Genomic DNA, 26351 nt, shown 5'->3' on the forward strand with positions numbered 1-26351 from the left:
TAACTTCATGTTTTGTAATCACCCATTATTGTCTATTCCATCCCGGTCTACCGCTTTGAAACAGGCTTCCCAGCAATGAAAAACGACAGTGCCAGTTCTACGGCTTTTACGGTTGTGCAAGGTATTTTACATATCGCTCGCAGTACGGATTATCCTGGGGGGCAGCTTGTCAGTGACTCCGTTTCTCAATTCTGTGAAAACCTGCTTCATAGTTCTGAAGAAGGGCGCAGGCGACTGCGACAAATGAGTACATCTTGGGGATATCGATTACTGCTGCTGAAAGAAAAGCTCCTGATGCCGGGAATCAGTCTGCACTATGCATTACGCAAGCGCTACATTGAAGACTACATCAGTGCACAGCTTGAACAAGGCTGTACTCAGGTTATCAATCTCGGTGCGGGTTTTGATTCGTTGCTCTATCGCCTGAGCCAGGAATACCCCCATGTAAATCTTATTGAAGTTGACCATCCGGCAACACAAGCCGTCAAAGTTGATGCTTTCCAGCAGATATTGGCGAAGACGAATACCACGATGCCTGAGAACCTTCATTTTCTGCCGGTTGAGTTTGAGAGTCAGGAGGTTCAAACTGCGCTGCAATCTTCGGAATGTTTCAATGTGGATCGGCCAACGGTGTACATTTTTGAAGGTGTGTTACCCTACTTGAATCCTGAGACCGTTGTTCGCAATTTTCAAGCACTGAAATCGCTGGGACATCCCACTTTTTCCGTTATTTTTAGTGCCGTTGTTCCCCTTTCCAAACACTTAAAATCGTTCGGTGTTTTGTTTAATCTGTATTTAAAACTGAAAGGTGAACCGCTTAACTGGATGTGCGAAACAGAATCCCTTCCCGGATTCTTCAAGACATTCGGTTTCAAGATACTCGACACCTGCGATGCCGAGGGGTTTAAACGTAACTACCTGCCCGAAAATTTCAATGGCCCCATGCAGGTTGTAGAGTATATGGCGGTTGCCGTGCCGGATTAAATTCGACTTGTCTCAAACCGCTTCCGATATAGTGTTGGCGTTAACCCGACCTTTTCTTTGAATAAGCGCCGGAAGGAGTTCACATCCTCATATCCAACGTGCAAGGTAATTTGTTCAAACGATGTTTTACTGCTTTCGAGCAAGTGTTTTGCGCGTTCGATTCGCAGGCTTTGCAGGTACTGAATCGGAGACTGCTCCGTCGCATCTTTAAAGCGGCGGATAAAATTCCGCATACCAAAGCCAAAGTGATCGATTACGTGCTCCATTTGAATGTTTCGTGACAGGTTTTTCTCCATCCAGATTTGCACTTCCAGAATTTTTGCATCGTTATGACCTTTTTTGAATGTGGTGGACGAGTAGGGCAGTTGGCTCCGCGTAGCATTATCAACGAGCAGGTTTTTAGCACACTCCGATGCGAGTTGCGGTGAACTGAATTTGCGAATCATATGAAGCAGTAAATCGGTTCCCGTTGTTGACCCTCCAGAACACATTACCAGTCCGTCGTCAGTAACGGTTCGCTCGGTTTGTAGTTTTACGCTGGGGAATCGTCGACGAAACTGGTCTGCAAAAGCCCAGTGTGTTGTTGCGAATCGACCGTCGAGCAACCCGGCCTGCGCACTGAGGAAAGACCCCGTGCACATGCTGGCAATATAAGTCCCATGAGCGTGACACTCGCGCAGCCAATCGATGAGTGTCCCCTGCTTGGGCAGTACGGCCAGTACGTTAAACATGAAACCCGGGACAATTACGAGATCGGGATTCGCAATCTGTGCCAAGCTGGTTTCCGGGGTTAGTGTTAATCCGCCAGTACAGGAAACGCTACGGCCATCAACCGAAGCGCTGGCCACCTGAAAGGGGATGGGAAGTGGCGTTGTGCTGTTTACGGCAAATTTTCGGTTGGAATACTGGTGCAATACATTCGCGCATTCGAAAAACTCCAATGCGACAGACACACTGGTTGAAGAACAGCGGTCAGCCATCAGTACAGTAACGTTCATTTTCTGCTCATCTATATCTTATCGAAACATAGTCAAATTTAGCATGTAAAATGTCATTTTTGCCAGTGTTGATGAATCGCCTTTGTTTCTATCATGAAATCACGGATTCAATCCTCTGATGGTATGTAGGGAAAAGGTGACATCATGAGTTTCAAATATACGTTATATCGCTATTTTAAAAAGCCGTTTTTCGGGCGTTTCAATCGGCCCTGGCGATGGCCCGAAGGCATTGATCAAAACCTGTGGCATCGACTCGATGTGCCCAGCCGTTCCGGTTCAATGTTGTCCGCGCTGGTTGCGGAATCACCTAATTTGCTCACGAAAGGAGCTGTTTTACTGGTTCATCCGATGGGGGCAATCGCCAAAGGATTTTGGATGAAGCACGGACATGCTGATCTGCTCCTGAATGCCGGTTATCACGTTATGGTATTTGACTTGAATGGCTTCGGTGAAAGTACCAACGCCACAATGGATTATCCCCTTGATGTGTTAGCTGCAGGGCTGGCATTACAAGGGCGCTACCCGGAACTGCCAATCGCCGTAATGGGGTCGTCCATGGGGGCAGCGATGAGCATTTGTGCCCTGGCTGAGCCGGATCATCCTTTTCGGGCTGCGGTATTTGAGTCTGCATTCCCGACACTGCTTCATTTCTGGCGTCGTTTTCCCATCCCGAAACTGGGAATTCAAATGAGCAAATTTGTGTATCCAGCTGGTGAGCGGCGTTTGCGACCAACCTATGCGGTGGACAGCTGGATTGATGCCCCTCCTGTTTTGCTGATTTATGGTGATGCGGATCAATTCACACCTGTAGAAGATGGTGAGTTACTGAAAGATTGCATGAATCGAAAAACCAATACCACATTCTGGTGCGTTCCCGATGTGGAGCACACTCAGGCTTACAAAGCCCAGCCACAGGCCTATGCCGATCGTGTACTCTCGTTCCTGAGTTCTCGCATGTCTCAGGTTAAGCCGAAATCGAAGAGTTGTTCCAGTGTTGTTCTTATGGATTAATGGAGAAAGTCATGATTGTTGAATTAGAAACCAAGCCAATTGCGTTACGGGATATCTGCAGAAACGTACGCTCAAGTCGGGATGTAACGGTTGACGTTCCCGCTGGGTGGGGCCAGGGGCGAGCTACGTTCGGTGGTCTGGTCGCGGCGGTTATGTTTGAGAAAATACCTGAGCGAATTCACGAGAATCGAACCCTTCGCTCTATTCTGCTCTCTTTTGTTGCGCCCGTTGTGCCAGGCACAATGGAGATTAGTGTAAACAAGCTTCGCTCAGGCAAGTCTGCGACCCAGGTTCAGGTTACGGTCTATCAGGATGAGCAGATTTGTGCGGTGATGCTCGCCAGTTTTGGTAATGCGAGGCAATCGGCGGTTGCAGTGAACTATGAAGAAGCGCCTCCCATATCTAACCCGGATCAGGTTCAAGAATTTCCATTCATACCCGGTGTAACGCCCGATTTCACCCAGCATTTTGATTATCGTTATGCTGTTGGCCAGATTCCGTTTACCGGTGCGGATGAATCGGTTGTGGGGGGATGGATTCGTTCACGCCAAGCTGAAACCAACCCTTTGACCGTTGCAGAATTGCTTGCCTTACTGGACGCCTGGCCACCGGCAATCCTTTCCAAGCTCAAACAACCAGCGGCAGGCAGTACCCTGACCTGGTCTGTCAGCTTTTTTGACTTGCCCGACTCCAAAATGGCAGACGACTGGTGGCAGTATGAGGCCCATATTCAGCATGCTGCAGATGGTTACAGCCACATCGATGCATCGATGTGGGATGACACCGGAAAAGTTGTAGCCATTAGTCGGCAGACAGTGAGTGTTTTTGGTTAACACGGCATTGTCGTTGAATTTAAAACGCTGAGATCCTCGGTTTGGTTTAATGAATAGGGCCGACCGAGGATCAATTGCAATTGATTCAGCGTAAATCGGCGTAATAAGCGTCAACAGAGCCTAACGGGTCAATGTTCGATACTCGACATCCAGCTCACGAAACAACTGCAGAAAAAATGAGGCCGCGGGGGATAACGAGCGATTTTTAAGCGTCACGATACCGCATTTAGTAAAAAGGTCCGGTAGATCGAGCACCGGGATAACTTTGAATGCACCGGATTCAATCTCGGTATGAACGAGGGGGAGTGATGCCAGACCGATGATATCGCTTCGCCTGATCATGTCCTTGATCAGGTATATATTGTCGGTTTCAATGGTAATGGAGACTTCAGAAAAGTAATCCATCATGGACTCCGGCATTTTCGTGGCCGCCAGAGGGTAGTTATTGAAGTCGGTGAAGTAGATTTTTTCATTCAATAAAATCGGATGATCACAACGGCACACCGCAAGGCCGCGGTGCTCCTGAGTCATCTCAACATGGAAGTCTGCTTTAATTTCCAGGTCGCGAATATCCGCAATGAACAGGTCAATTTTTTCATTTCTTAACAGGGTTGCCAGGTTTGCCCAATTATCCATGACAATACGCACTTGAATGCCTGGCTTCATATCGGTCAGTCTACCGATTAGGGTGGCCATGAAAGTCGCTGTGACATAGGGGCCGGCTCCAATGATAAGTTTACCGACTTCAAGGCCCTGCATGAGTTTCAGTTCGCGTTGCAATCGGTGCTTTTGTTGCATGAGCGCGTTGGCATGTTCGATGAAGGTTTCACCGTAAGGCGTTAGCTGTACTTCCCGATTGTTTCGGTCGAAGAGTTTCACACCGAGTGAGTCTTCCAGCGCTTGAATACTGCGGGTCAAGGCCGGTTGAGAGAGAAACAGCATTTCCGCTGCCCGCCCAAAGTTTTTTGTTTGTGCCAATGTAATTGCATACTTTAATTGTCGGAATTCCATGCAGCCCCCTCGTGTTTAATCATATGTTTTCAACTTCAATAATCGGACCTAACCCGTCAGACAAAGTCGTAGGTTATGTGCGCTGGCTCCCAGTTTCCAACTTCAATGAGCACAACACTTTTTTCCAAATATCCTTCATTCCACCGTCACAACTAAATAATAACCAATATGCATTAAAATGATCAAAATAATGCATTGGAATTATTTTGGTTGATTTGCAACCATCTCAGACCCGTAATCTGGTCAAGTTAATGAGAGTGATTATGCAAATTATAAAAATACGGAGTAGGCGAACACCCAGTGTTCGGTCTACCTCCACAACGCAAGGTAAAATTGCAGTGGCAATCGCATTAGCAGCACTGCAAATGCCGGTAAAGGCAATTGAATTTTCTGTCGGGGAGGTTGAAGGGCGATTTGATTCAACCTTTTCTGTAGGGGCCAGCTGGCGAGTTCAGGATCAACAGTCCGATCTGGTTGCTGTGGCAAACGGCGGTACTGGATCGACCAAAACAACTGACGACGGTAATCAAAATTTCAAGAAAGGTGAAACCTTCTCAAAGGTCGTGAAAGGTGTCCACGATCTGTTGATGAGTTACGAAAATTTTGGTGTCTTTGCCCGTGGCAAATACTGGTATGACTTTGAACTTAAAGATGAAGGTGTCCAGCATGGTCATGGGGCGAATGGCTATCGGACGGGTTCGGGGCTCAATGATGATAATTTCAGTGATTTTGCCAAGTTCTCCGGTGTGGAATTATTGGATGCCTTTGTTTATGGCGAGTTTGAACTGGGTCGCGTCAGTGCGGATGTACGCTTGGGCAGGCAGGTTATCAGTTGGGGAGAAAGTACCTTTATTCAGGGCGGTATTAATACGATAAACCCGATTGATGTATCCGCATTTCGACGACCGGGTGCCGAGATTAAGGAAGGATTACTCCCGGTTAATATGGTGTATACCAATCTTGGTTTAACCGATACCGTAAGTCTGGAAGCCTTTTACCAACTGGAGTGGGCAAAAACCGAAGTAGATGGTTGCGGTACGTATTTCTCGACTAATGATTTTGTGCCCGAGGGCTGTAATTTTGTCACTGTTGGCCCCGTGGATGATCGTACATCGCTTGCTGCTGGTCTCTATGCGGCACGAACAAATGATATCGAACCCGATGATGATGGTCAGTATGGTTTTGCAGTTCGTTGGTACGCGGAAGAACTGAATGAAACCGAGTTTGGTTTTTATCATATCAACTATCACAGCCGGCTGCCCATTGCCAGTTTGGTACGTGCCTCGAATCCTGCCCCCAATATCATCATTCCCGGTTCTCCGGGAAACCCCCAATATCTGGCTGAATACCCCGAAGATATCCGACTGTATGGTATGAGTTTCTCCACGAATGTAGGTAGCATTTCTCTCGCCGGGGAATTGAGCTATCGAGAGAATTTACCGGTTCAAATCAATGGTCCCGAGATTCTGAATGCGGGCCTTGCTGAGGCGCCTTTCAGCACCTTCACGCCGAATGTTCAAGCGGTTAACCCCGGTGAAGTTGCACATGGTTATGATCGATTTGAAGTTTATCAGGCACAGGTAACTGCAATTCAATTTATTGATCAAGTCTTGGGGGCAAGTCGGCTCGCACTGATTGGTGAAATGGGGGTGACTCATGTTGCAGGCGTTCCTGATCAGAGCGTACAGCGTTACGGGCGTAACTCCGGGTACGGTATCGGTTATTTTGAGCCTTTGGCCCCGGGCCTCACTTGCGAAACTATCGCCAATGCCGAAAATCCTGCCAATTGTACGAGCGATGGATACGTAACCCGAACCTCATGGGGTTACCGTATCAGAGGGGCGTTAACCTACAACAATGTGTTTGCCGGTGTAAATTTAATTCCTCGATTTGCCTGGTCCCATGATGTCAGTGGCTATGGCCCTGGCCCGGGTGCGCAATTTCAAGAAGGTCGCATAGCCGCAAGTCTGGGTCTTAACCTGGAATACCTGAATACTTATAGCGCTGGAATAGCTTACACCGGGTTTACTGGTGGTGACTACAACACCCTGCGAGACAGAGATTTTGTATCCCTGACCGCTTCAGTTGCATTGTAAACCCTTGGAGAAACCTTATGTTGAGCAAAGAATACAAGTTAATCAAGCATGCTGAAATACACTCTGATAATCAGGGTGGTGTTTATAAACGGGCCAAATTGTCCTGCGGGATGTTCATGGCTATAGCGTTACTGGCTGCGAACAGTTCGGCAAAGGTTGCCGAACCCGAGGCAATCAAGTTGGGCAAGGAACTCACTCCGATTGGCGCGATCAAGTCCGGTAATGCCGATGGCTCTATTCCTGCCTGGGACGGTGGGTTGATTAACCACAGCGCCTACCGTGCAGATAGTGAAGGGCGACCGGTTAATCCGTTTCCGGATGACAAGCCATTATTCACGATTGATGCCAGTAACTACACACAGTACAGTGATAGATTAAGTGTAGGTTATCAGGCACTACTGAAAACTTACCCTGAAACATTCAAAATTCCGGTTTATCAAACCAGAAGAACTGCCTCCCTGCCTGAGAATATTTATAAGGCTGCGAAAGAAAACGCATTGACCGCAGAGCTTATTGAAGGCGGAAACAGTGTGGCAAATTATCAGGTTGCAGTTCCCTTTCCCATTCCCCAAAACGGGTTGGAAGTGATCTGGAACCATATTATGCGCTATCGTGGTGGGTCCGTAGAGCGCTTTTTCGCACAGGCTGTGGTGCAAAAAAACGGTACCTTTGTCCCCGTGAAAATGACTGACCAGTTTGTATTCCCGGAATATTTTGAAGATGGCTACGACTCTGATGCGGATAATAACCGACTGTTTTACTACAAACAGGTTGTCACCTCACCAGCGCGACTGGGTGGCAATGTCTTGTTGGTGCACGAGACAATCGATCAGGTAAAAGAGCCCCGAAACGCCTGGGTTTATAATGCGGGCCAACGGCGGGTGCGGCGTGCACCTCAAGTCGCCTACGACGGACCAGGAACTGCTGCAGATGGCCTCAGGACCTCCGATAATTTCGATCTCTACAATGGCGCACCGGATCGTTACGACTGGCGAATTGTTGGTAAAAAGGAAATGTATATTCCTTATAACTCATATCAGTTGATGGATACGACGTTAACATATGAGGATATCATCAAACCGGGCCACATGAATCCCGATCATACGCGTTATGAGTTACACCGTGTCTGGGTTGTTGAAGCAACATTGAAATCGGGTCAAAAACATGTGTATGCAAAACGGGTGTTTCACGTTGACGAGGATACTTGGCAAGTGGCTGCCGTTGATCATTTTGACGGTCGTGGGGAATTGTGGCGTGTCTCGGAAGCGCATGCCGTCCAGTTTCCTCAGGCAAACGCACCATGGTATGCCGCTGAAGCAATTTATGACCTCGTTGCCCGACGTTATCTCGTGCTTGGATTGTCAAATGAAGAGAAAAAGGCAATCGAGTTTGGTTATAAATCCAGTCGAAAAGAGTTCACACCTTCTGCCTTGAGGCGAGCCGGAAAACGCTAAATCGACACATGGATTTAATGTGGCAAGTCGTTCACTTATCGTGGGCCAAGTGATAAGTGAACGATGCGCAGTCGTTGCAAATCGTGCAGTAATAACAAAAAAACTATTTGATGCAAGGGATGAAAAAGATGGGACGAATGAATGTATTGGACGCATCATGGTTAGCAATTGATACAGAAGAAACCCCGATGCATGTCGGCAGTTTGCAAATTTTTTCGCTGCCTTCTGCGGCTCGAAAAACCTTTCTGAGAGATGAAGTCCTGCGTTTGAAAAAGGCGTCGGAAGTTGTTACGCCGTGGAATCTTAAATTGAAAAATCCCGGCAAAATAGGCCGTATGCTCGCGCCTGGCTGGGTTGTCGATACAGCGATTGATCTGGATTATCATGTCAGGCATTCTGCGTTACCGCATCCGGGTGGGGAGCGGGAGCTCGGTATTCTTATTGCCCGCCTGCACTCCAATCATATGGATTTTCAACGGCCTTTGTGGGAATGTCACATCATTGAAGGGCTGGAGAATAATCGCTATGCAATCTATACCAAAATGCATCATTCATTGATTGATGGTGTCAGCGGCTTTAAATTATTACAGCGAACCCTATCCGTTGATCCAACAGAACAAGGTATGCCACCGCCGTGGTCAATTGGTCCATTAAAGAAACCATTGGGACTGGGGTCGGATAAGATCTTTACGATACAAGGTGCGGCACTACACGCATTGGAGGCCGTGAAACAGCAGGCTGAAAATACCCCGCAACTTGTTTCCGCGATCAGTAGAATGCTCTCTTCTGCAACCTACAGGAACGCCAAGCTGGTTGCACCATTTGTTGGGCCGAGATCGGTGCTGAATCAAAGGGTCATGCCACAGCGTCGTCTTGCGACGCAACAATATTCGCTGGATCGACTTAAATCAATAGCGAAATCAGTTGAAGCCTCTTTAAATGATATTGTGCTCTACCTGTGCAGTACCGCCCTGAGGCGGTTTCTATTGGAAAGAGATTGCCTGCCGGATAGTGCTTTGACTGCCTGTATTCCGGTGAATATTCGCCCTGCAGATGATGATGGAACGGGAACCGCTATCAGTTTTATGATCGTCAGTCTGGGCACGAATATTGACGACCCCATTGCCCGCCTCGAAACGATTAAAGCATCCACGAAAACCTCGAAGAAGCACCTGCAGAGCCTACCGAAGAGTGCGCTTGTTCAATATACCATGTTGATGATGTCGCCCTATATTCTTCAGCTTTTGGCTGGACTCGGGGGGCGTACGCGTCCTGCTTTTAATGTCACGATATCGAATGTACCTGGGCCGAAAGACACACTCTATTACAATGGTGCCAAGCTTGAAGCGATGTATCCTGTGTCATTGATCACCCACGGTGGCTCCTTAAACGTGACCTGTTTAAGTTATGCTGCCTCGTTAAACTTCGGCTACACAGCCTGTCGGGACAGCTTGCCCAGTATGCAAAACCTTGCAGTGTATTCCGGTGAGGCATTGGATGAAATTGAGCGTTTAATTAATTGAGGTCGTGGGTAAACTCATCGACTCAACATCAGGGAGGTGTGTTTACCCAAACCTCAAATCCATATCCCAATAGAATGGCGCCAAAAAGTCCCATCCCCAAATAGGTAAAGAAAACCGGCTTTTTGACCAGGCTCCAGACTGCAGTCATGGCGGGTATCGAGCTGATTGCCCCCGCGATCATAAACGCCATGGCGGAACCCGGGCTCATACCTTGTTCCATTAGACCGGCGACCAAGGGTGGTGCAGCGTAACTGTTCAGGTAGGCCGGCATGCCGACTAACGCGTCCAAAGTGATGGAGCCCAATCCTTCACCTCCGACTATTGAGGCAATCATGGATGCGGGAATGTATAAAATGAGCAGGGCTTCAAGCAGATAGGCGAAGCACAACCATTTCACCAGAAAGACTGCATTCTCGCGAAATTGATTCGAAAATTCTTTTTGCCGTTCGGTATCATGCCAGAAAGCCCATTGCACTTGTGGTTGTTTGGGTGAGCTGCCACAACACCCACCCGCCGTTCGGTCGTGTCTCAAAGGAGACTGATATACAGGGTGAGCTGCAAACGATTGCAATAAAAATCCACCGAGTAAACCCAGGCTTACCGCTGCGATCATTTTCGCGATTGCAAAATGCCACCCCAGTGCACCCGCTGTAATGAGCAGTGCGGGAGGGTCGATCAGCGGGGAGGAAAGCCAGAATGCCATTACTGCCGGTAATGGTACGCCGATTGCCAGTAAGCCGGCGATAAATGGTATGACTTCGCAGGAACAGAACGGTGCCAGTCCGCCAAACAGTGCCGCGAATACAATCATGCGACTGGTTTTTCCTTCAAAGGCTTTGGCGACCAGTGTTTCGGCTCCTGTTGCTTTTAAATAAGCAATGGAGAGTACGGCGAAAATGATAAATGGCAGCGTACCCAGGAAAGCGTCGGTGCTGATTTGCATAACGGTCGGGAACTGTTCCCCATCGAACAAATAGACGGTAAGCGGAATGGCGAGAATAGCACTCCATACCGATGTTAGAGCACTTAATCCAAGCCATCCATGTCGGTACCATGGCCGAGTTCCTTGATGCTTTGTCTGATCAGTGCAAGCGTTGTGGCCGTCTGCTTCTCGCTGTTGGTTATCTGTACCGCAACAGGGTGGCTTGGGGTTGTCAGTTGCTGTACTTGTACAGGTGTTTTCACTGGTCATGTTTCTATGCTCTTGAAGGTCTTGCTTTTTATACACACAGATTCACGCGGTTGTTAATCCTGAATGCTGATCTCGAGAATTGAATCTTCTGTCTGTCCATTCGGCAGTAGCCAGACGGGTTCGGAAAAGTGGCTGATTTGTACTGTGCCATGAGGCCCCTCGAAGTTAAGTCCACGTCCAAATGACATCGGGACCCGTCGGCCTCCCGCTGGATTCAGGCTTGGGGACAGTTCTGATACACCCCATTTGAGATGATGTGCCAGATCCCAGGGAATGACGGTGTTGTCTACATTGAACAACAACCAGCAATGCATATCCGGTGTAAAATTACGCTCAGGATGAAACCAGTAGCCGGCAACGTACTGTACCGGAATCCCCAAGCTGTTTGATGCGGCAATCAAGTAGGTGTTGATATCGACACAAGAGCCTTTTGTCGTTCCGCACAAAGCAGGGACTTGTGCGTGGCCATCGTTAAATCGTTCGTCTGCATGTCCGTAATCAAAAACGGATTTAGCTTTAAGAATCAGATCAAAAATTTGTTTTGCGGGGTTTCCTTCCGTGTTAAGTGCTTTGATTTCTTCTGCGAATCCCTGGGAGGCAACGGTATATCGGTTTGTTTGTTGCTCAAAAAATTGTTCGGGAAGCGACTTTCCAGTTGGTTCAAACTGATACCTGATCTGGACTGGACTGGACTCATCTGCTGGCGTCAACACCTTTGCCTTTTGGTGGCCAAAGTCACTAAAAACGTCCACCTCGTCACGGGTGTTGTCGGTTTTTATTCCCGTACATGCAACATAGCTGTCACAAAATCCGGTCGGAATCAGTAGTTGCCCTTGAGCGCTCGTATGGGGGGTTACCTTTATCGTTACCTGTTGCATGTTATGCATCCCTGTTAATCGCAGTCTTTTGCATCAAGACAGCATTCGGCGAGTAAATATCTTGAAAGCGCTTCAATATGCTCAAAGTTGGCGGTGTTGATCACGCTCCGGCCTTGCTTCTTTTGCGCTATCAGTTCTCCTGCGAGGAGAAATTTCAAGTGATGGGCCAAGGTGGAAGCGGCGATACCTGTCCGTTGCTGAATCTCACTGATGGTCAGGCCCTCACCACCGGCTCGAACCAGTATTTTTAACACTGATAAGCGAGACTCTGAACCGATCGCAGCAAAACCCTGTGCGGCAATATTTTCGTTCATTGAATTTGTTTCCATAAAACAGACTACACAACTATATAACTAGATATATAGTTGTGTAAAGTGAAGCTTTTGTGTACATGCTGACTTTGGGGGGGGAATGATCAGTGCGTTTTTTCGGCTGTTTCGGCGGATGGCCACTGCAGCCAAGGCAACCCTTTTTGCACGGTATCTATCAGTTGCTGTTTGGAATTGCAGAGATAACTGTAAACACGCAGGCCGAATATTTGTACCATGATGCAAGCAGCCAGTGATTCTGCCGTATCCTGATGGTGGGTTTGTCGCAAGTACCCTGCGAATTTACGCTCTACAGTTTGTAGATGCTGAGTAACACGTCCGTGCAATTCGTCTGCATTGGCAGCCAGTTCCAATTGACAGTTAACCAGAAAACAGCCCTGATAATCCTCTGCTTGAGCTTCCTCGATAAGCATGTAGAGGAAGTTGCAGATTCCTGCCTCGATATTCTCTGACCGGGTAATCATCTGATCCAGCTTTGCGATGTTCAGTTGAGCATAGGAATCAAGCGCTGCGCTGAACAGACTGGCTTTGTTTCCGTATGCCAAATAGAGGCTTCCCGGTTTTAATCCTGTTGCCGCGAATATTTGCTGCATAGAGGTTGCGTGATAACCGTGCCGCCAGAAAACCTGAACCGCTCGCTGCAACACCTCATCATGGTCAAATTGTGCTCTTTTCATGGCTCTCTCAACTCATGCAACTTTTGCATTGAATACATGTCTTCATTCTAACCTTAAATGCAGTATAACTGTATTTTGAATGATCATTCAAATAAAGCTTGAATAAGCGTTCAAATGGTGTTTGAATGACCATTCAAGTATTTGAGCGATCATTCAAGGTCTGGTGTCTCACATTGGTTGGCGGTCTGAAGCCAGATTGAAACAAACCTGATTGATTTTCTGATGCTTTTAGCCATTTGGCTTTTCAAACATAGAGCCTTATTAATTATTGAACCAAATCGAGGAGATACCCCCATGTCCCTGGAACAGGAATTAAATCAATTCAAAAGTCAGTTTCTGAATCAAGTCGACGACGAGACTCAGTCGATTATGGCGGAAGCCACAGCTGAGCTATCGGCGTCTGATATCGAAAAACTGGCCGTTCAAGTTGGCAGTCAATTGCTTGAATTTACATTGCCCGATCAGCACGGTAATCAAGTTACATTGAGTACCTTGTTGCAATCTGGCCCTCTGGTGGTCTCATTTTATCGAGGGGGGTGGTGCCCATACTGCAATCTGGAGTTGGGGGCATTACAAAAAGTATTACCGGAAATTGAAGAGCTGGGGGCACAATTGGTGGCCATAACCCCCGAGTTACCAGACGAGTCGATGAGCACTACGGAGAAAAATGCGCTTCAGTTTAAAATTCTAACGGATCAAGGTGCAAGCTATGCCCGGCAGCTGGGTTTGGTATTCACCCTGCCAGAAAAGTTGCGTCCGATTTACGAAGCATTTGGCATCAACATTGAAAAACACAATGGCTCGGGCCAGTTTGACCTGCCACTGGCCGCAACCTATGTTGTGGGCCAGGACGGAAAAATTGTAAGCGCCTATATCGATGCCGACTACACCAAACGTCAGGAACCACAGGAAATACTCAGTGCGCTGAAAGCGCTGCAAAGTGAAGTGGTGAACTAGGTCGTAACCGGGTTAGAAACAACTTGGTATAGCTCAAGTTGAAGTCAGTATCAGGGTGAGTGTTGACCCTGATATTGGCCGTTTTCGTTTCAACCGATAATAAACGGGCCGAAATCCCAAGGCGCGTAGACGATTTCCGCTGGAACACTTAGAGGATCCCATTGGGCACTCAAGTAGCGCCCTGGTGAGCTTAATCCGGATTACGATCCCGTGATGATATTTAAGATATAGTCTGGCAAACCACATTCACATAGACAGTTCGGGCAACGACACCCCAGAGAAGTTCGTTACTTATAATGAGATTCAGGACATTAATTTGCCCGCAAAACGATACATTCGCTCATTGCCTTTGTTCGGTTAGCGGACATATAAATATCTGCTGATACAACTTGAATTGGTTACATAGTGGTACTCAAAGCGCTGGACGTATAAAACTAGACCTTAAAACTGGCAACAGACTGTTTCAGCTCTTCCGCCAACTCAAGGATCTGTGTCCCATCTTCGAAAGTCTGATTCGCGATAGCTGTGTTTTCTTCTCCAACATCGCGTATTTTCAGGACGTTCCGATTAATCTCCTCCGCAACTAGAGTTTGTTCTTCAGCCGCTGTGGCGACTTGTGCATTAATATCGTTCATCAAATTAATTGATTCGGATACTTCACTCATCGCGTTCCCAGCTTGCGTAATTTGTTCGACAGCCTCATCCGCGGTTGTTCTGCTGTGGCTCATGCTTTCAACCGCACCATCAGAGCCTTGTTGAAGCTGCTCGACTCTATTCCTTATATCGCTAGCAGAATCCTGCGTTCGATTTGCGAGAGAACGAACTTCGTCAGCAACGACCGCAAACCCCCTGCCTGCCTCACCGGCTCTTGCCGCCTCAATGGCGGCATTCAAAGCCAATAAATTTGTCTGCTCAGAAATTGAGCTGATATCATCCAATATCGTACTAATTGACTTGGATTGTTCGCTGAGTTTCTGAATAAACTGTTCGGACTGCAGTATATTCTCAGATAAACTGTTTATGGTAACGATAACTTGCGCCACCGTTTCTTTGCCTGATTCTGACTTCTCTTTTGAGGTTAAAGCAGTTTCTGCCGCTGAGACCATATTCTGAGCAACATCAGTGACTGTTGCGTTCATCTCATTCATCGCTGTCGCCACTTGTTCAGTTTGTTCCTGCTGAACATAGATGCCTTTCTTATTGTCTTCGGCCGCTTGCGACAACTGAGTTGCTGAGGCCGATAGGCTGATGCTGTTATCGTTAATTAAAGTTACTTTTTCTCGCAAGCTATCGATTAGGTGCTTAAGTGCATTGCTCAGCACATGTATTTCTTCGGTTCCAAAATTGTCTACTTCGACTAGAAGATTCCCTTTTGAAGCCTCGTTCATTTCCGAGACGAGCTGTCTCATTGGAAAAAATAGTGTTTTTTGCAGAAACAGAATGGCAAAGAAAATGAACGCAAATGTGAAGAATACAAACACACCGTTTACTAAATTTCGCGTTTCGTTGATGCTATTCAGAAGCTTGGCGTTATCAAACGCGCTTTTGACGTGAAGTAAAGGAGAGCCGTCAGATGCAGGAAACGTGTACTCTGCCAACACGTAGCTGTTTAGGTCAACTGGCCACTTTTTAGACTTATATTGGACTTCATTGCCTCCATTCTCGATCCAGATAGGTGCTTGCAGAGTATTTTGTATCAGGTTCAAGTTGTGTGCAGGATCGACCACAATCTCAACATAGCCAGCCAAACGCAGACCACCAACTGGAATCAACACAGTGTAATTTGCTGTGCCATTTGAAGACCAGGCATAGGTCATCATCTTAAGTTTCTGAACACCTTCTCGAGCATCTGCACTGTTTCTTAGTGAAGGGTAAATATCTATACCAAAACTAGAATCACCTTGAGAGCTACTTGCGAGGTACTTAAAGTCTTTGTCATAAGCTCTTATCTTACGAATGTTGATCAGCCCAGTGGTCTGGAAACGTCGATTAAAGGACTCATTCAATGCTTCAGATAAGTCCACATTCTGGGCCTTTCCTTTAATGACATTTTTAACGATTTTCCGTAGTGACTTATCCGACTGTAGCTCTGAGCCCAACTCGAATAACAGATCATCCATATCCTTGGTCGCTTCATCCGAAGTAACTGAAATGAACTGACTTAGATTTCGTTCGCTTGCTTTATATGCTTCAGCTTTAAACTGTTCAGTGATAAAAAACACCAAACACAAAGAGATGAAAGAAAAAACGCCGATCATTCCCATGACCAGCGTTTTGGTAGATATTTTTGATAAATTAGTCATTACAAGACCTGAGGCATAACAGTTGATAGATTATTTGCTAATAGGTAAACCTTTGTTAGTCCATTCTTCCCAACCGCCCCTAAACCAGTAAACCTTGGAGTAACCTTCGGCAACAGCCATTTTGGAGGCCTTTACACTGCGGCCGCATTTCACACCGTTACAGTAAAAGATTACCGGTGTGCTTTTAGTCGCAATAGCTTCGGCTAGCTTGGCCGGTGTGGTTTCGGTATCGGGTAGAGAGACTGAACCTTCGATTTTTCCGCCAGCTCTATCCTTTGGGATTCGAGAGTCAATTAAAACCAAGTCGTCGTACTCGTCGACCAGATCAATTAAATCTTCTGCGCTGATTCGAGTCGTTCCCTCTACCGATTCTGGAGCATCCATTTCTTCCGCTAAAGCTACATTTGCAAAGGCAAATAGGAAAAGTGTTGAGAAAACGTATTTCAGATGTCGCATTGCTAAAACCCCTTTATCTATATTGTTGAGTCAACATTCGATACGAATGCTTCTTAAAAGACTAGTACATACCCAAGCTATTTGCTCGACTATTTAGATTCTGGAAGCTGTTGACGTTTCGAAATAAGTTTATGACCTAAATCCTGCAATCTATATGTCTGAATCGATTCGATACGACTATAGCGACATTTAGTGTCGATGGATCACCGTTTTGCACACCATGCAACTGAAAAAAGCGTAATTCACTTGATTAGATTGTTTAAATTATAATCACCTTTGTCGTCAACCTGAGCAACAGGCCAAAGTCTGCCTGATTCCAAATTTGGAATTTGCTTAGTCAGAGAATTTGAGTATAGGTATTTTGGTCAATGAATAAACGACAACTTTAACCAGTCAGCCCACGGAGTTGGGTGAAGATGGTTGCTCGGAACTTTGACCTTAAGCTGATTCCCACCACGCAAGAGTTGTCCCGCAGTACGTACCAGAAAAGTTCGGATAGTCTGAATTTCCCATCGTTTCAATTCGTCATTATCGCTCAGTAGCGCCATCCAGCGTACCGTGTTATACGCCAGCACAGCACATTGGAAAAGTAATGAGCTGGCCATGAAATCATGGCTCTTGATTTGCGCCAGTCCCATTTGGTTCTTGGCTTCATCCAACCAGGTTTCACAAGTTGCGCGCTTTCCGTATGTCGTGTGTGCTTGCCAAGGAGACAACCGCTCTGTGGTTACATAGCAGAAGTAGTCGTAAACGGGCTCATTCAGCAAGGCTTGTTGAGGGCCTTTGGTGATGAAGGCCGTTTTACGCCGCACAGCAACAAAGCGACGTGCCCGTTCCCATTGACCGCATTGATGGAAAAAGTCGCACTGTTCCCAACCGGTATGACCAGGCACTCGTTGCCAAGCTTGCTTGTCCAACAAAGCAGCAAGGCCTTTGAGTTTCACTTTAATCAGGTAACCATGGCGAGCCTGATCCAGCCAGTCCATGAGCTCTCCAACAAAGAATCCTGAATCACCTCGGAATAGCAGCCGCATTCTGGGTGGCATCTGCGCAGAAAGTTGCTGCATGAAGCCTACAATGCCATTGCTGGTGTAGGTGCTGCCACTGCGCAACCATGCTTGCAAAATTTCTTTCGTGTGGCTGCAAAAGGCAACCAGTGGATGATAAGAGTTAGAGCCTTTTTTCGTTGGGTTGTAGCCTTTTTCGGCACCTTCCTGTTGACCGTAAACGGTTTTGACAGTCGAGTCCACATCAATCCAGCCTCGATAGAGCGTTCCGGGCAACCAAGTACCGGACTTCAATGCTCTGTGCCAAACCCCCTGACGCAAGATGTGATTAATCTGTTCGAGCTGAGTGACATGCTTGAGCTTTCCACAACGGAAAATACGACCCAATGTGCAGTCATCTGGAATCGATAGCCACCCCCCCACTTCACGCAACACCTGATCTGCCCACACAAAAACCACCTTCCTGAGCGAAGTGGCACCGGCGATGATGCCGATAATCGTTAGGTAGATCGAGTCGCCCAAACTGTAACGAGCACTGTTGCCGCGTTGCAAATCAAGGTGCTTCTGGCAAGCCTCGGTAAAACCGATGTGATCGAGGAAATGCATGGCAGGGATAATTCCAGCTTGACTGGTCAGCTTTTTTCCAGTGTGTTGATAGCGAATTTTTGCGGCTGGTTTTTTGGCACTTTTATGGGTATTCTTACTCATGAAAAAGGTGACTCTGATTTGTTGATTATTTGGCGATAACCAATTGAATCAAGTCGCCTTTTTCTTTTCAAGTACAATGTTATTTGCAGAATTTAGGTATGATTTAAAATGGCAAACCCGCGATATTGTAGTTCTCACACAACGATACAACGAGTTTGCTATGCCCCGACTAATGCTCAGTGACGAGTTTTGGTTGAAGTTAAACCGCGGATGATACCAAAACGTCGTAATTCAACGATTGGTAATGATGATATGGATTGAGGTTTATACAAAAATAGACACTTGGCTGAAAACCAGTTCGCAAGATTAACACACTACCGAGCAGTAGCTACTCGGTATTACAAATTAAAAAGAAATTTTGAATCTATGGTGACGTTGGTATGTGCAATTCAGTGGTTACCAATGTGAAACGTCAACAGGCCCTGATGCTGAGCCTTTGAATACTGATATATGTCCTATAATTTATGCAAGCTCTTAGCATCGGATTACCCTAATGCAATTAAAAAACATTTCATCAAAACCCCTCATTGTTGGTGTACTGGTCGCCATCAGTTTGGCGGCGATCATTCTCTCGGTTATAGCTTCTTTTCAAGCAAGAAACGCAGCTTTAGAGGCACAATCGAAAACTTTGACGAGGGTTGTCGAGGTTGCGCTCTCTGAAGCAGAGCTGGATCTAAATGAGCTAGCCATTGAATTCGCCCGTTCAAATGAAAGTGAAAAACGTTTCAGAAAGCTGGTTAAGAAAGCAAGCAAGGGCCTTTCCAATGACGAAATAAAAGAATTGGAAGGAATTCTAGATGCACCTTATTCCCAAAGATATATCACGGCCAACCTACTGGATGTACAAAAAATTAGGGTGTTTGACAAAAATCTGAAACTAATTGCCCAAAGTAATGAAGGTATACGGGGGATACCAAGAGCTCTGCACTCCGATCTGACCCAACTAATTCAAGAGCGGCCAAAAGAGGATAAGTACAAGCCATTGGCTCATTCATGGAGCGTGAATGGAAACGTTCATTATTCAATTGTGTACCCAGTTGGGGGGCTTCGACTTGCTGGATATCTTGAAATCATTCTTGCCCCTGAACACAACTTAAAGAAAATTGATGTTTTGCTTGGTGCCCCAATACGCATTCTTTCGATAGCTGGAAATGATCTATATCGGAGTGAGACGTGGGGGGAAGACGATAGCGATGTACTCGATATCAACTACGCCAAGCCCCTAACAAGCGGAGAAGCAGGTCTGCGTTTTGTGTTACGAGAAGATATTAGTGACCTCGAGGCGTCTCTTCTGGCTACCCAGCTTATTATAGTGGGACTATTTATATTACTTGGTGTTGTGGGGGTTTCCGCTGCCTTGCTAATTCTGCAGAAGAATTTGTTTCGGCCCATTATTCAGATTGAACGTGCGATGAGCCAGATAAGTTCAGGTGACTTATCTGTAATTGTTGAACCAAGTGAACGAAGTGATCAGCTTGGTTTAATGGTAAAAGCTTTGGCCTTCTTTGTAGAACAATTTAAGGAAAACAAGAATACATCAATCAAAGCCATCCGGGCACAATTCGCGTTGAAAAATGCGGCAACTGCGATGCTTATGCTCAACGACGAAAGCGAAGTTATCTTTACAAATAATGAGTTCGAAGCATTACTTTCGGCTCATACGCATGATTATTTCCAAACGCTGGGAGGCTTGAGCACCGAATCGATTCAAGGATCTCGGTTAGATATATCGTCACTCACCTCCAAAGTGAGCGATCTTAATGACTTAAACGAAATTTGTGATGATGAGTTTGTCTCAGGGACAAGACATATTCATATCACAATTGCACCCGTGAAAGATGGTGAAAATAGAGTAGGGACGGTCCTTGAGTGGGAAGACAAAACCGAAGAAGTACGTGCTCAAGAAGAAAATAGAAAGATCACTGTCGAGGCATTGCGAGCCAAGGTCGCTTTAGAGAATACAGCAACAGCGATGATGATGGCCAATGAAAAAGGTGAAATCATTTTCGCAAACAATAAAATACTAGATTTATTTAACGCTCATGCTAGCGAATACGAAGTTAAGATCCATAACTTTAACTTTGAATCACCTATTGGTGAACAATTCAATGCGAAAGAAACAGGCCTAGAATCGGCGGATCTAAATCAAATTAAGACCACAATATCTACGCGACTAGTCTCAGGCGATCAGGTATCAGAAATCACCTATGTGCCTGTGGTAAGCGAGGGGCAGCGTATTGGCTCTGTCATCGAATGGGCCAGCCTAACAAGCGAAGTCAGAATTCAAGAAGAAATAGACCAGCTTATTGACGCGTGTAACCAAGGAGATTTAAGTCAGCGTATTGAAACTGCAAACAAAACAGGTTTCTTCAAGCAGCTGAGTGAAGGGCTTAATCAAATGCTTGATACAACCACTAATTTTATCAGCAACTTAAGCTTAACTCTGGAACATATGTCCAAGGGTAATCTAAGCGCGAAGATTGAAGAGCACTACCAGGGCGAATTCTTTAAAATCAGTAAGAACGCTAATCATACAATTCATATTTTGAAAGATGTACTTCAAAAAATTCAGCTTGCCGCAGGGAATGTAAGTAAGACGGCGAATGAAGTCTCAAGCGGTGCGAACGATCTTAGTCGCCGTACAGAGGCACAAGCAAGTGCATTAGAAGAGACAGCTGCAAGCATGGAACAGATGGCAGCCAGTGTTAAGGGCGCTTCTGAGAGCGCACAAAAAGCCAATACACTTGCACAAGATGCCGTGGATAGAGCGAAAGCTGGTGGGGTAGTTGTTGAGCAATCAATTTCAGGAATGACTGAGATTCTCAATTCGAGCCAGAAAATTAATGAAATCATCTCTGTAATTGACGAGATCGCATTCCAAACGAACTTATTGGCTCTAAATGCTGCAGTAGAAGCGGCAAGAGCAGGAGACAATGGTCGAGGATTCGCCGTTGTCGCAGGCGAAGTAAGGAGACTGTCTCAACGATCTGCCGCTGCTGCAAAAGACATCAAAGACCTCATAAGAGATAGTGTTGCAAAAATTGAAACAGGAAACGAATTAGTTAACCGTTCTGGTGAAACCCTATCACAGATCGTTTCCTCTGTGGATCAAGTAACCAAGGCTATCAGTGAAGTTACCGTAACGGCAAACGAGTTAAATCAAGGTATTGGTCAAATTAATCAGACGGTTACAAATATGGACGAGATGACGCAACAGAACGCCTCAATGGTCGAACAAACATCCGTAGCATGCAGCGGCTTATCGGCTGAATCTAGGGAAATGAATAAGCTAACAAATTTCTTTCGACTTTAAACTATTTACAGGGAGGGGAACATGTTTTGCCATTGATCTGCAGTTCGGTATGTACTTACCTTGGAACGGGGTGTAAGGTTATCCCAAAACCTTAGTCTGGGAGAAAACGTGCAGGTTGCAGCGGGAGCCTGTGTCATAAGGGATGTTCCTGCAAACAGCAGGGCGATGGCGGTTCCTGCGCAGGTCAGTCCAAAAAAAATTGATATTGGCCATTTTCGTTTCAACCGATAATAAACGGGCCGAAACCCCAAGGTGCGTAGACGATTTCCGCTGGAACACTTAGAGGGTCCCATTGGGCACTCAAGTAGCGCCCTGGTGATTCCACAATATCAGACCATTTGGTGCGGTGGAATAATCTTGCGACATGATGATCGGTATCGCAACAGCCGAATTTTTTGTAGTCGCAGAACCAAACCAATATTCCGCTCGGGCAGTAACCTTCTGATTCTAGTACCAGGTCAACAGCTCTGAGTTGATAGTATCCGGATTTAGAGCGGTTTGGGTCTTTACTCCCGTAACCAGACTCTTTATTGCTGTGCATGAACTTAGCAATGTAGAGCTGGTCAGCGGATTTTAGCTTTACGGGACCTCCCACGAAAGATACCCTGTGATCGAAGTCGAATTGCCCTCCCTTTTGCAAATAACGATATGCAGTCAGCGGTAGCCCCATTTCTTCCAATGTATTAGTCGGGCTTAGTGTCTTGAACGATGACATCCCCTCGGAATTAAAGGGCGGAAACGTTTGCTCTTGTTTCGGTATCGTTGGCCATTTGGGGGCGGTCGCCGTGAACCACCAATCGCTCCAGATGCTCTGTGGCACTGGGGAGCGTTTGTCCCAGTTGTTTTTCTCCGCCACAGCTTTGATGAAGGCATAGTCTTTCCATACCTGGGTGGTGAAAGCATCAATGGATATTGAATTTTTGAATTCAAGTGAGAACGCCTTTAGTGCAGTTACCGCATCACGCAATGCCCAACTGGCGTATCCTTGTTCACCCAAGCTAAAATTTAGCAGTCTGTGAATCGATTCGAATATTCTTTCAGCAGTAAAGGTGACTGCAATTGAATCATTGAAATTTGTTAAATGCGCAATCGCTAATTCTCTGTTTTCACTCTCCGGCCATTGACATGGGGGTCCACCGATACCAATAACGCGCTCCGCCTCCTGAAAGCTCCACTCGACCGCGCTGAGATAGTCAGACGTTGCATTTGGCATACTGAGGGTTAACAGCGGCTGAATTCGTCGCGCCGTTCTCGCCAAAAGCGATGAACACGCCCAGAATGGAATCTGCCGAAGCGCTTCCTCGTCAGGAAGCACCTCATTCGTACCTTTATTCGATAACATTGGTTAACGCTCTTGTTTATCGGCAAAGCAATTAAGCTTTGGCTATATTATCCTGCTTCTTAGAGGATTTCACTTTTCTGATCGCAACAAATATCAACAACGGCAGGCCGAAATAAAAAAGATACTTCCCGGTCAAATTGGCGGTTTGCAATGGAACATCCAGAATAACAAAAACCGGGCTCGGGATTGCCAGAATTAAAAATACACAGAGTATATGATACAGGTGTTGCATGGGCTTATTCTTCGAAAGCTTCTTAACAACAGGGCTGTAGTAAAGCGCGGTGATGATTAACAATGCAGCAATAATGGCAATGATCATTTTGAAATCCTTTTCTTGATTGATATTAAGTTTTAGGTCAACTGCTCCAAGACGCTGCGTAAATCTTGACAACTAACTATTGCTGTTAAAGCAGCTCTGCGGCGTTTTTCAAAACCAGCCCCATACGCATCAGCGATTGCAAGTTCCAGAAACATGTTATTTCCTACATTTCTAAATAAATTTTACCGATAATCAAATTTATCTTTATCTATATGAATCGTCAAAATTCTTACTTCTTCATTGGATTCAGGATCTAAACTAACTAAGTTTAGGCTTTGGGTTTCACTTTCTACTTTTTCCTTTGCGGATTCTAAGCGTTCCAATTCCTCTTCCAAACTATCTATACCGTGATCTAATCGCTCTTCAATATCATCAATTTCTGTAGTTAAATAAATCTCCAGAGCAAACAGTTCTTTGTATTTCTCAAACTCAGCGTACGCAACAAAACTTCCTAATACCCATGGAAAGTCCATGTTCGTAATTATGAGTTCTCCGAGAACTACATGTTGGTTAGCAACCAGCAGTCTTTTTTTCATCGACTATTGCCGCCCCTTGAATTAAATATCACCCCCTGTGTGGTTAAATTTTAACAGTGACAACTATTCTGTCACAGAGGGCGTAGACGCTATCAAGAAATGCTGAGTTTACCTTACATCTTGATGTTGGCTCATAAAGGCTATCAATCCCCATTTCCCTTTATAAGTGACTCGAGTTCTTGTCTAGCGCTGGCAAAATTCTCGGACATTTGGTTCTCGTGGACAAATCCGGAATAACTCGAGCGAAGTTTGTGGGGAATGATAAATCGAATTAAACTATCGGGTTGCCAAAAATTACCTGGGTAAAGGTCTAAATCATCGCCCCATTGATAGTCCAAGTGCGATAAATCAACCACTAAAGCTCGAGGTTTAGAGAGTATGCAAACCTTTCGTAATAACCATTTGATTTCAAGGGCGTCTAAGTACCCGGCTGAACCTGGTGGGAGCTCACCTGACATTGAAACGTATGCCCCGATATTTTGCTCGTTAATTTTCCAGTTAAGACAATTGTGTCCGATCTTGCTAATATCGAAATTGACGGCGTGTCGGTGCTCTAAATAGTAGCTTTCCGAAATGGGCGAATACTTCCCTCCATGCGAGTACTTTTTCAACATTTTTGAGGCAGTATTCAAGGCATCTACGCAGGACGTTGATAGATTGAAGTTTGTATCGCTAATCGCTGTATTGCCAACCAAAAATATCGGGTGTTTTCTACGAATTTGATTGCTCAATATTTTGTGGTAATCGGCCTTTTCATTGGTGATTAAGTTTGATACGTCGAAAATAAAAGCATGGCACTTTGTGAGTTCGAATAGCTGGTTTACCTCTATATAAAGATATTCGTTTATACAGGAGTTGATTGCATCGGAGTTCCCGTTTTTCACTCTGAGTATTGATATGTGAGCATTAGACTTCGGCAACTTGAAATTATAGTGTTCACAACTCACTGCCTGCCTGTTAACTAGTTCATTGATATTTTTAAGTTCTTCCATCGTCATTTTCTGGTGTATGTGAAATCGTTTGGATTTTCAGTTTCTAATACACTGCGTTTTAGTAAAACTGCGTCGGCTTTACGCCCAAGTTGAGTACTTGTTGTTCTGCCAAATTCATCTAACACTTCTTGCAATTCGGGGTCTAGTTTTTCCATCATGTCTGGTTTAAGCCGTCCGTCAGGCGTAAAATAGCCTGCAAATCTACGTTCTAGCTTTTCACTCGTAAAAAAGAAATCGACATCGCTAGCCTTTAGTTCCCCTCGCTCAATTCGATAAGATCCACCCTTTGAGGATTGGCCGGAAACGGAGCTTCCTCGAATACCAATTTTGGCATCATCTATGCCAAGTTTTGCCAACTGATTTTTTAAGTAACCAGATCTTTCTAAGACCTCACCGGCATTTCTAAATCCTCTAATTTCTTTTCCATTAACTATAGTTTGAGACTCTCGGTTCGCCCGTCTCCGAATTTTATCTTCGCAATCTGCAACAAGACCATATGGGTCTATCCACATGATTGGATTAGTTGCATATTCATAATTATTGTGTCCGCCCATTATCCCGAGTGGATCTATGGATATGAAACGAGCACTTTTTGGATCGTAGTATCTGAACCGATTGTAATGGAGCCCCGTTTCCCCATCAAAATACTGCCCCTGAAAACGAAGGTTATTTTCGATTTCCTCGTCATCTTTCAGTGCCACATTGCCGTAGGCTTTATACCGTGCTGACCACACGACTCTGCCGGTGTGGTTGGTGAGTTCCTGTGGTGTGCCCAAGTGGTCGAGGTGGTAGTGGTAGACTTGATCCGCTTCGATTTGTGCGAGTGGGCGGAAGGTGTTGGGTTCGTAGAGGTAGAGCTTTTGTTGGTGTTTGCGTTGTTCGGATAAGAGGATATCGCCATTCCAGAGGAACTCTGTTTTCCCGAAGGCGTCTTGTTTACTGATTCTGCGTCCCAGTGCATCGTACTGGTATTCGACCCGTTGGCCGTCTTTTTTAACGACGATAAGCTGGTTTTGTTTGTTGTAGGTGTAGCGGGTTTCCAGTTTGCCGCCTTTGCCTCGTTTCTCGCGGATGAGGTTTCCGGCTTGATCGTATTCGAAGTGGCGGTCGCCGTGGAAGGTCAGGCGGTTACCGGTGGTTTGGCTTTGGCCGTCAAGCAGGTTGCCCGCTGGATCGAAGCTGAACTGTTCATTGATGTAGCCTTCCACCGTTTTCAGGCGATCCAGTGCGTCGTACTGGTAGCGGGTGGTGCCTTTTTTCAGGTCTTCAATTTGTTCCAGGTTGCCGTTGGCGTTGTATGAATACCGGCGTTGAATCAGTTGAGTTTTGTTTTCCCGATGTTGCACTTGATGGCGGGTGAGGCGACCCATCGCATCATATTCGTATTGGGAATTTGTGGCCTCTTGTAGGCGCTCGACTTCCCGGCCCTTAC

At 46.0% G+C, this 26351-nt stretch carries 23 protein-coding genes and 1 pseudogene; 9 read left to right on the forward strand and 15 right to left on the reverse strand.

Features of this window, described 5'->3' with window-relative positions:
* The first annotated feature begins 75 nt into the window (after positions 1-75).
* Entirely contained in the window at positions 76-984 is a 909-nt protein-coding gene (locus tag OLMES_RS06450; protein ID WP_087460509.1) for a class I SAM-dependent methyltransferase, read from the forward strand.
* Here the strand turns inward: OLMES_RS06450 and OLMES_RS06455 are convergent.
* A complete protein-coding gene (locus OLMES_RS06455) occupies positions 981-1982 on the reverse strand; it encodes a GlxA family transcriptional regulator (RefSeq protein WP_087460510.1) in 1002 nt (333 codons plus the stop codon). The genes OLMES_RS06450 and OLMES_RS06455 overlap by 4 nt on opposite strands.
* A gap of 144 nt (positions 1983-2126) precedes the next feature.
* Between OLMES_RS06455 and OLMES_RS06460 the strand changes: the two genes are divergently transcribed.
* Both OLMES_RS06460 and OLMES_RS06465 read left to right on the forward strand, forming a co-directional pair.
* On the forward strand, positions 2127-2993 hold the full coding sequence (locus OLMES_RS06460; RefSeq protein WP_087460511.1) for an alpha/beta hydrolase family protein: 867 nt from the start codon (positions 2127-2129) through the stop codon (positions 2991-2993).
* An 11-nt stretch (positions 2994-3004) separates the two neighbouring features.
* On the forward strand, positions 3005-3826 hold the full coding sequence (locus tag OLMES_RS06465; RefSeq protein ID WP_157678189.1) for an acyl-CoA thioesterase: 822 nt from the start codon (positions 3005-3007) through the stop codon (positions 3824-3826).
* 120 nt (positions 3827-3946) lie between these two features.
* On the opposite strand, the gene OLMES_RS06470 is transcribed toward OLMES_RS06465, so the two are convergent.
* On the reverse strand, positions 3947-4837 hold the full coding sequence (locus tag OLMES_RS06470; RefSeq protein WP_087460513.1) for a LysR family transcriptional regulator: 891 nt from the start codon (positions 4835-4837) through the stop codon (positions 3947-3949).
* A gap of 338 nt (positions 4838-5175) precedes the next feature.
* Here OLMES_RS06470 and OLMES_RS06475 point away from each other — a divergent pair, with 338 nt between their 5' ends.
* The 3 genes from OLMES_RS06475 (at position 5176) to OLMES_RS06485 (ending at position 9910) form a co-directional block, all read left to right on the forward strand.
* On the forward strand, positions 5176-6933 hold the full coding sequence (locus tag OLMES_RS06475) for a DUF1302 domain-containing protein (protein WP_232465277.1): 1758 nt from the start codon (positions 5176-5178) through the stop codon (positions 6931-6933).
* A 17-nt stretch (positions 6934-6950) separates the two neighbouring features.
* The gene (locus OLMES_RS06480) at positions 6951-8387 is read left to right on the forward strand and encodes a DUF1329 domain-containing protein (protein WP_332454928.1); all 1437 of its coding nucleotides are present in this window, start codon (positions 6951-6953) and stop codon (positions 8385-8387) included.
* 137 nt (positions 8388-8524) lie between these two features.
* Positions 8525-9910, forward strand: a complete 1386-nt coding sequence (locus tag OLMES_RS06485; protein WP_232465278.1) for a WS/DGAT/MGAT family O-acyltransferase — start codon at positions 8525-8527, stop codon at positions 9908-9910.
* Between the two features lie 28 nt (positions 9911-9938).
* On the opposite strand, the gene OLMES_RS06490 is transcribed toward OLMES_RS06485, so the two are convergent.
* The 4 genes from OLMES_RS06490 to OLMES_RS06505 all read right to left on the reverse strand — a co-directional run bounded on the left by OLMES_RS06490 (position 9939) and on the right by OLMES_RS06505 (position 12986).
* Positions 9939-11102, reverse strand: a complete 1164-nt coding sequence (locus OLMES_RS06490) for a permease (protein WP_087464357.1) — start codon at positions 11100-11102, stop codon at positions 9939-9941.
* Positions 11103-11155: 53 nt separating this feature from the next.
* Positions 11156-11980, reverse strand: a complete 825-nt coding sequence (locus OLMES_RS06495) for a transglutaminase-like domain-containing protein (protein WP_157678190.1) — start codon at positions 11978-11980, stop codon at positions 11156-11158.
* 14 nt (positions 11981-11994) lie between these two features.
* A complete protein-coding gene (locus OLMES_RS06500) occupies positions 11995-12294 on the reverse strand; it encodes an ArsR/SmtB family transcription factor (RefSeq protein ID WP_087460516.1) in 300 nt (99 codons plus the stop codon).
* Between the two features lie 101 nt (positions 12295-12395).
* Positions 12396-12986: a TetR/AcrR family transcriptional regulator gene (locus tag OLMES_RS06505; RefSeq protein WP_087460517.1), complete on the reverse strand. Its 591-nt coding sequence runs from the start codon at positions 12984-12986 to the stop codon at positions 12396-12398.
* Positions 12987-13280: 294 nt separating this feature from the next.
* Here OLMES_RS06505 and OLMES_RS06510 point away from each other — a divergent pair, with 294 nt between their 5' ends.
* On the forward strand, positions 13281-13943 hold the full coding sequence (locus tag OLMES_RS06510) for a peroxiredoxin-like family protein (RefSeq protein ID WP_087460518.1): 663 nt from the start codon (positions 13281-13283) through the stop codon (positions 13941-13943).
* Positions 13944-14377: 434 nt separating this feature from the next.
* Here the strand turns inward: OLMES_RS06510 and OLMES_RS06515 are convergent, their stop codons facing one another.
* The 3 genes from OLMES_RS06515 to OLMES_RS06525 all read right to left on the reverse strand — a co-directional run bounded on the left by OLMES_RS06515 (position 14378) and on the right by OLMES_RS06525 (position 18417).
* On the reverse strand, positions 14378-16246 hold the full coding sequence (locus OLMES_RS06515) for a methyl-accepting chemotaxis protein (protein WP_087460519.1): 1869 nt from the start codon (positions 16244-16246) through the stop codon (positions 14378-14380).
* Between the two features lie 30 nt (positions 16247-16276).
* Entirely contained in the window at positions 16277-16702 is a 426-nt protein-coding gene (locus OLMES_RS06520; RefSeq protein WP_087460520.1) for a rhodanese-like domain-containing protein, read from the reverse strand.
* Positions 16703-17067: 365 nt separating this feature from the next.
* On the reverse strand, positions 17068-18417 hold the full coding sequence (locus OLMES_RS06525; protein ID WP_087460521.1) for an IS1380 family transposase: 1350 nt from the start codon (positions 18415-18417) through the stop codon (positions 17068-17070).
* A 210-nt stretch (positions 18418-18627) separates the two neighbouring features.
* On the opposite strand from OLMES_RS06525, the pseudogene OLMES_RS28540 reads away from it, so the two are divergent.
* Positions 18628-18825: pseudogene (locus tag OLMES_RS28540) on the forward strand (IS5/IS1182 family transposase); the annotation flags it as partial.
* An 85-nt stretch (positions 18826-18910) separates the two neighbouring features.
* Positions 18911-21730 carry a methyl-accepting chemotaxis protein gene (locus OLMES_RS06535; RefSeq protein WP_087460522.1) on the forward strand — a complete coding sequence of 940 codons (2820 nt, stop codon included), beginning with the start codon at positions 18911-18913 and terminating at the stop codon, positions 21728-21730.
* Positions 21731-21950: 220 nt separating this feature from the next.
* Here the strand turns inward: OLMES_RS06535 and OLMES_RS06540 are convergent, their stop codons facing one another.
* From OLMES_RS06540 to OLMES_RS06560, 6 genes are all read right to left on the reverse strand, one after another.
* Positions 21951-23072 (reverse strand): hypothetical protein, encoded by a 1122-nt coding sequence (locus tag OLMES_RS06540; protein ID WP_087460523.1) that lies wholly within the window; start codon positions 23070-23072, stop codon positions 21951-21953.
* Positions 23073-23103: 31 nt separating this feature from the next.
* Positions 23104-23391, reverse strand: coding sequence for a hypothetical protein (locus OLMES_RS06545; RefSeq protein ID WP_087460524.1), 288 nt, complete (start codon positions 23389-23391; stop codon positions 23104-23106).
* A 32-nt stretch (positions 23392-23423) separates the two neighbouring features.
* On the reverse strand, positions 23424-23546 hold the full coding sequence (locus tag OLMES_RS28795) for a hypothetical protein (RefSeq protein WP_269767744.1): 123 nt from the start codon (positions 23544-23546) through the stop codon (positions 23424-23426).
* 27 nt (positions 23547-23573) lie between these two features.
* The gene (locus tag OLMES_RS06550) at positions 23574-23927 is read right to left on the reverse strand and encodes a hypothetical protein (protein WP_087460525.1); all 354 of its coding nucleotides are present in this window, start codon (positions 23925-23927) and stop codon (positions 23574-23576) included.
* A gap of 143 nt (positions 23928-24070) precedes the next feature.
* Entirely contained in the window at positions 24071-24919 is an 849-nt protein-coding gene (locus OLMES_RS06555) for a hypothetical protein (protein WP_087460526.1), read from the reverse strand.
* Between the two features lie 2 nt (positions 24920-24921).
* Positions 24922-26289: an RHS repeat domain-containing protein gene (locus OLMES_RS06560; RefSeq protein ID WP_087460527.1), complete on the reverse strand. Its 1368-nt coding sequence runs from the start codon at positions 26287-26289 to the stop codon at positions 24922-24924.
* Between the last annotated feature and the right edge of the window lie 62 nt (positions 26290-26351).

The sequence above is a fragment of the Oleiphilus messinensis genome (assembly GCF_002162375.1).
Lineage (GTDB): Bacteria > Pseudomonadota > Gammaproteobacteria > Pseudomonadales > Oleiphilaceae > Oleiphilus > Oleiphilus messinensis.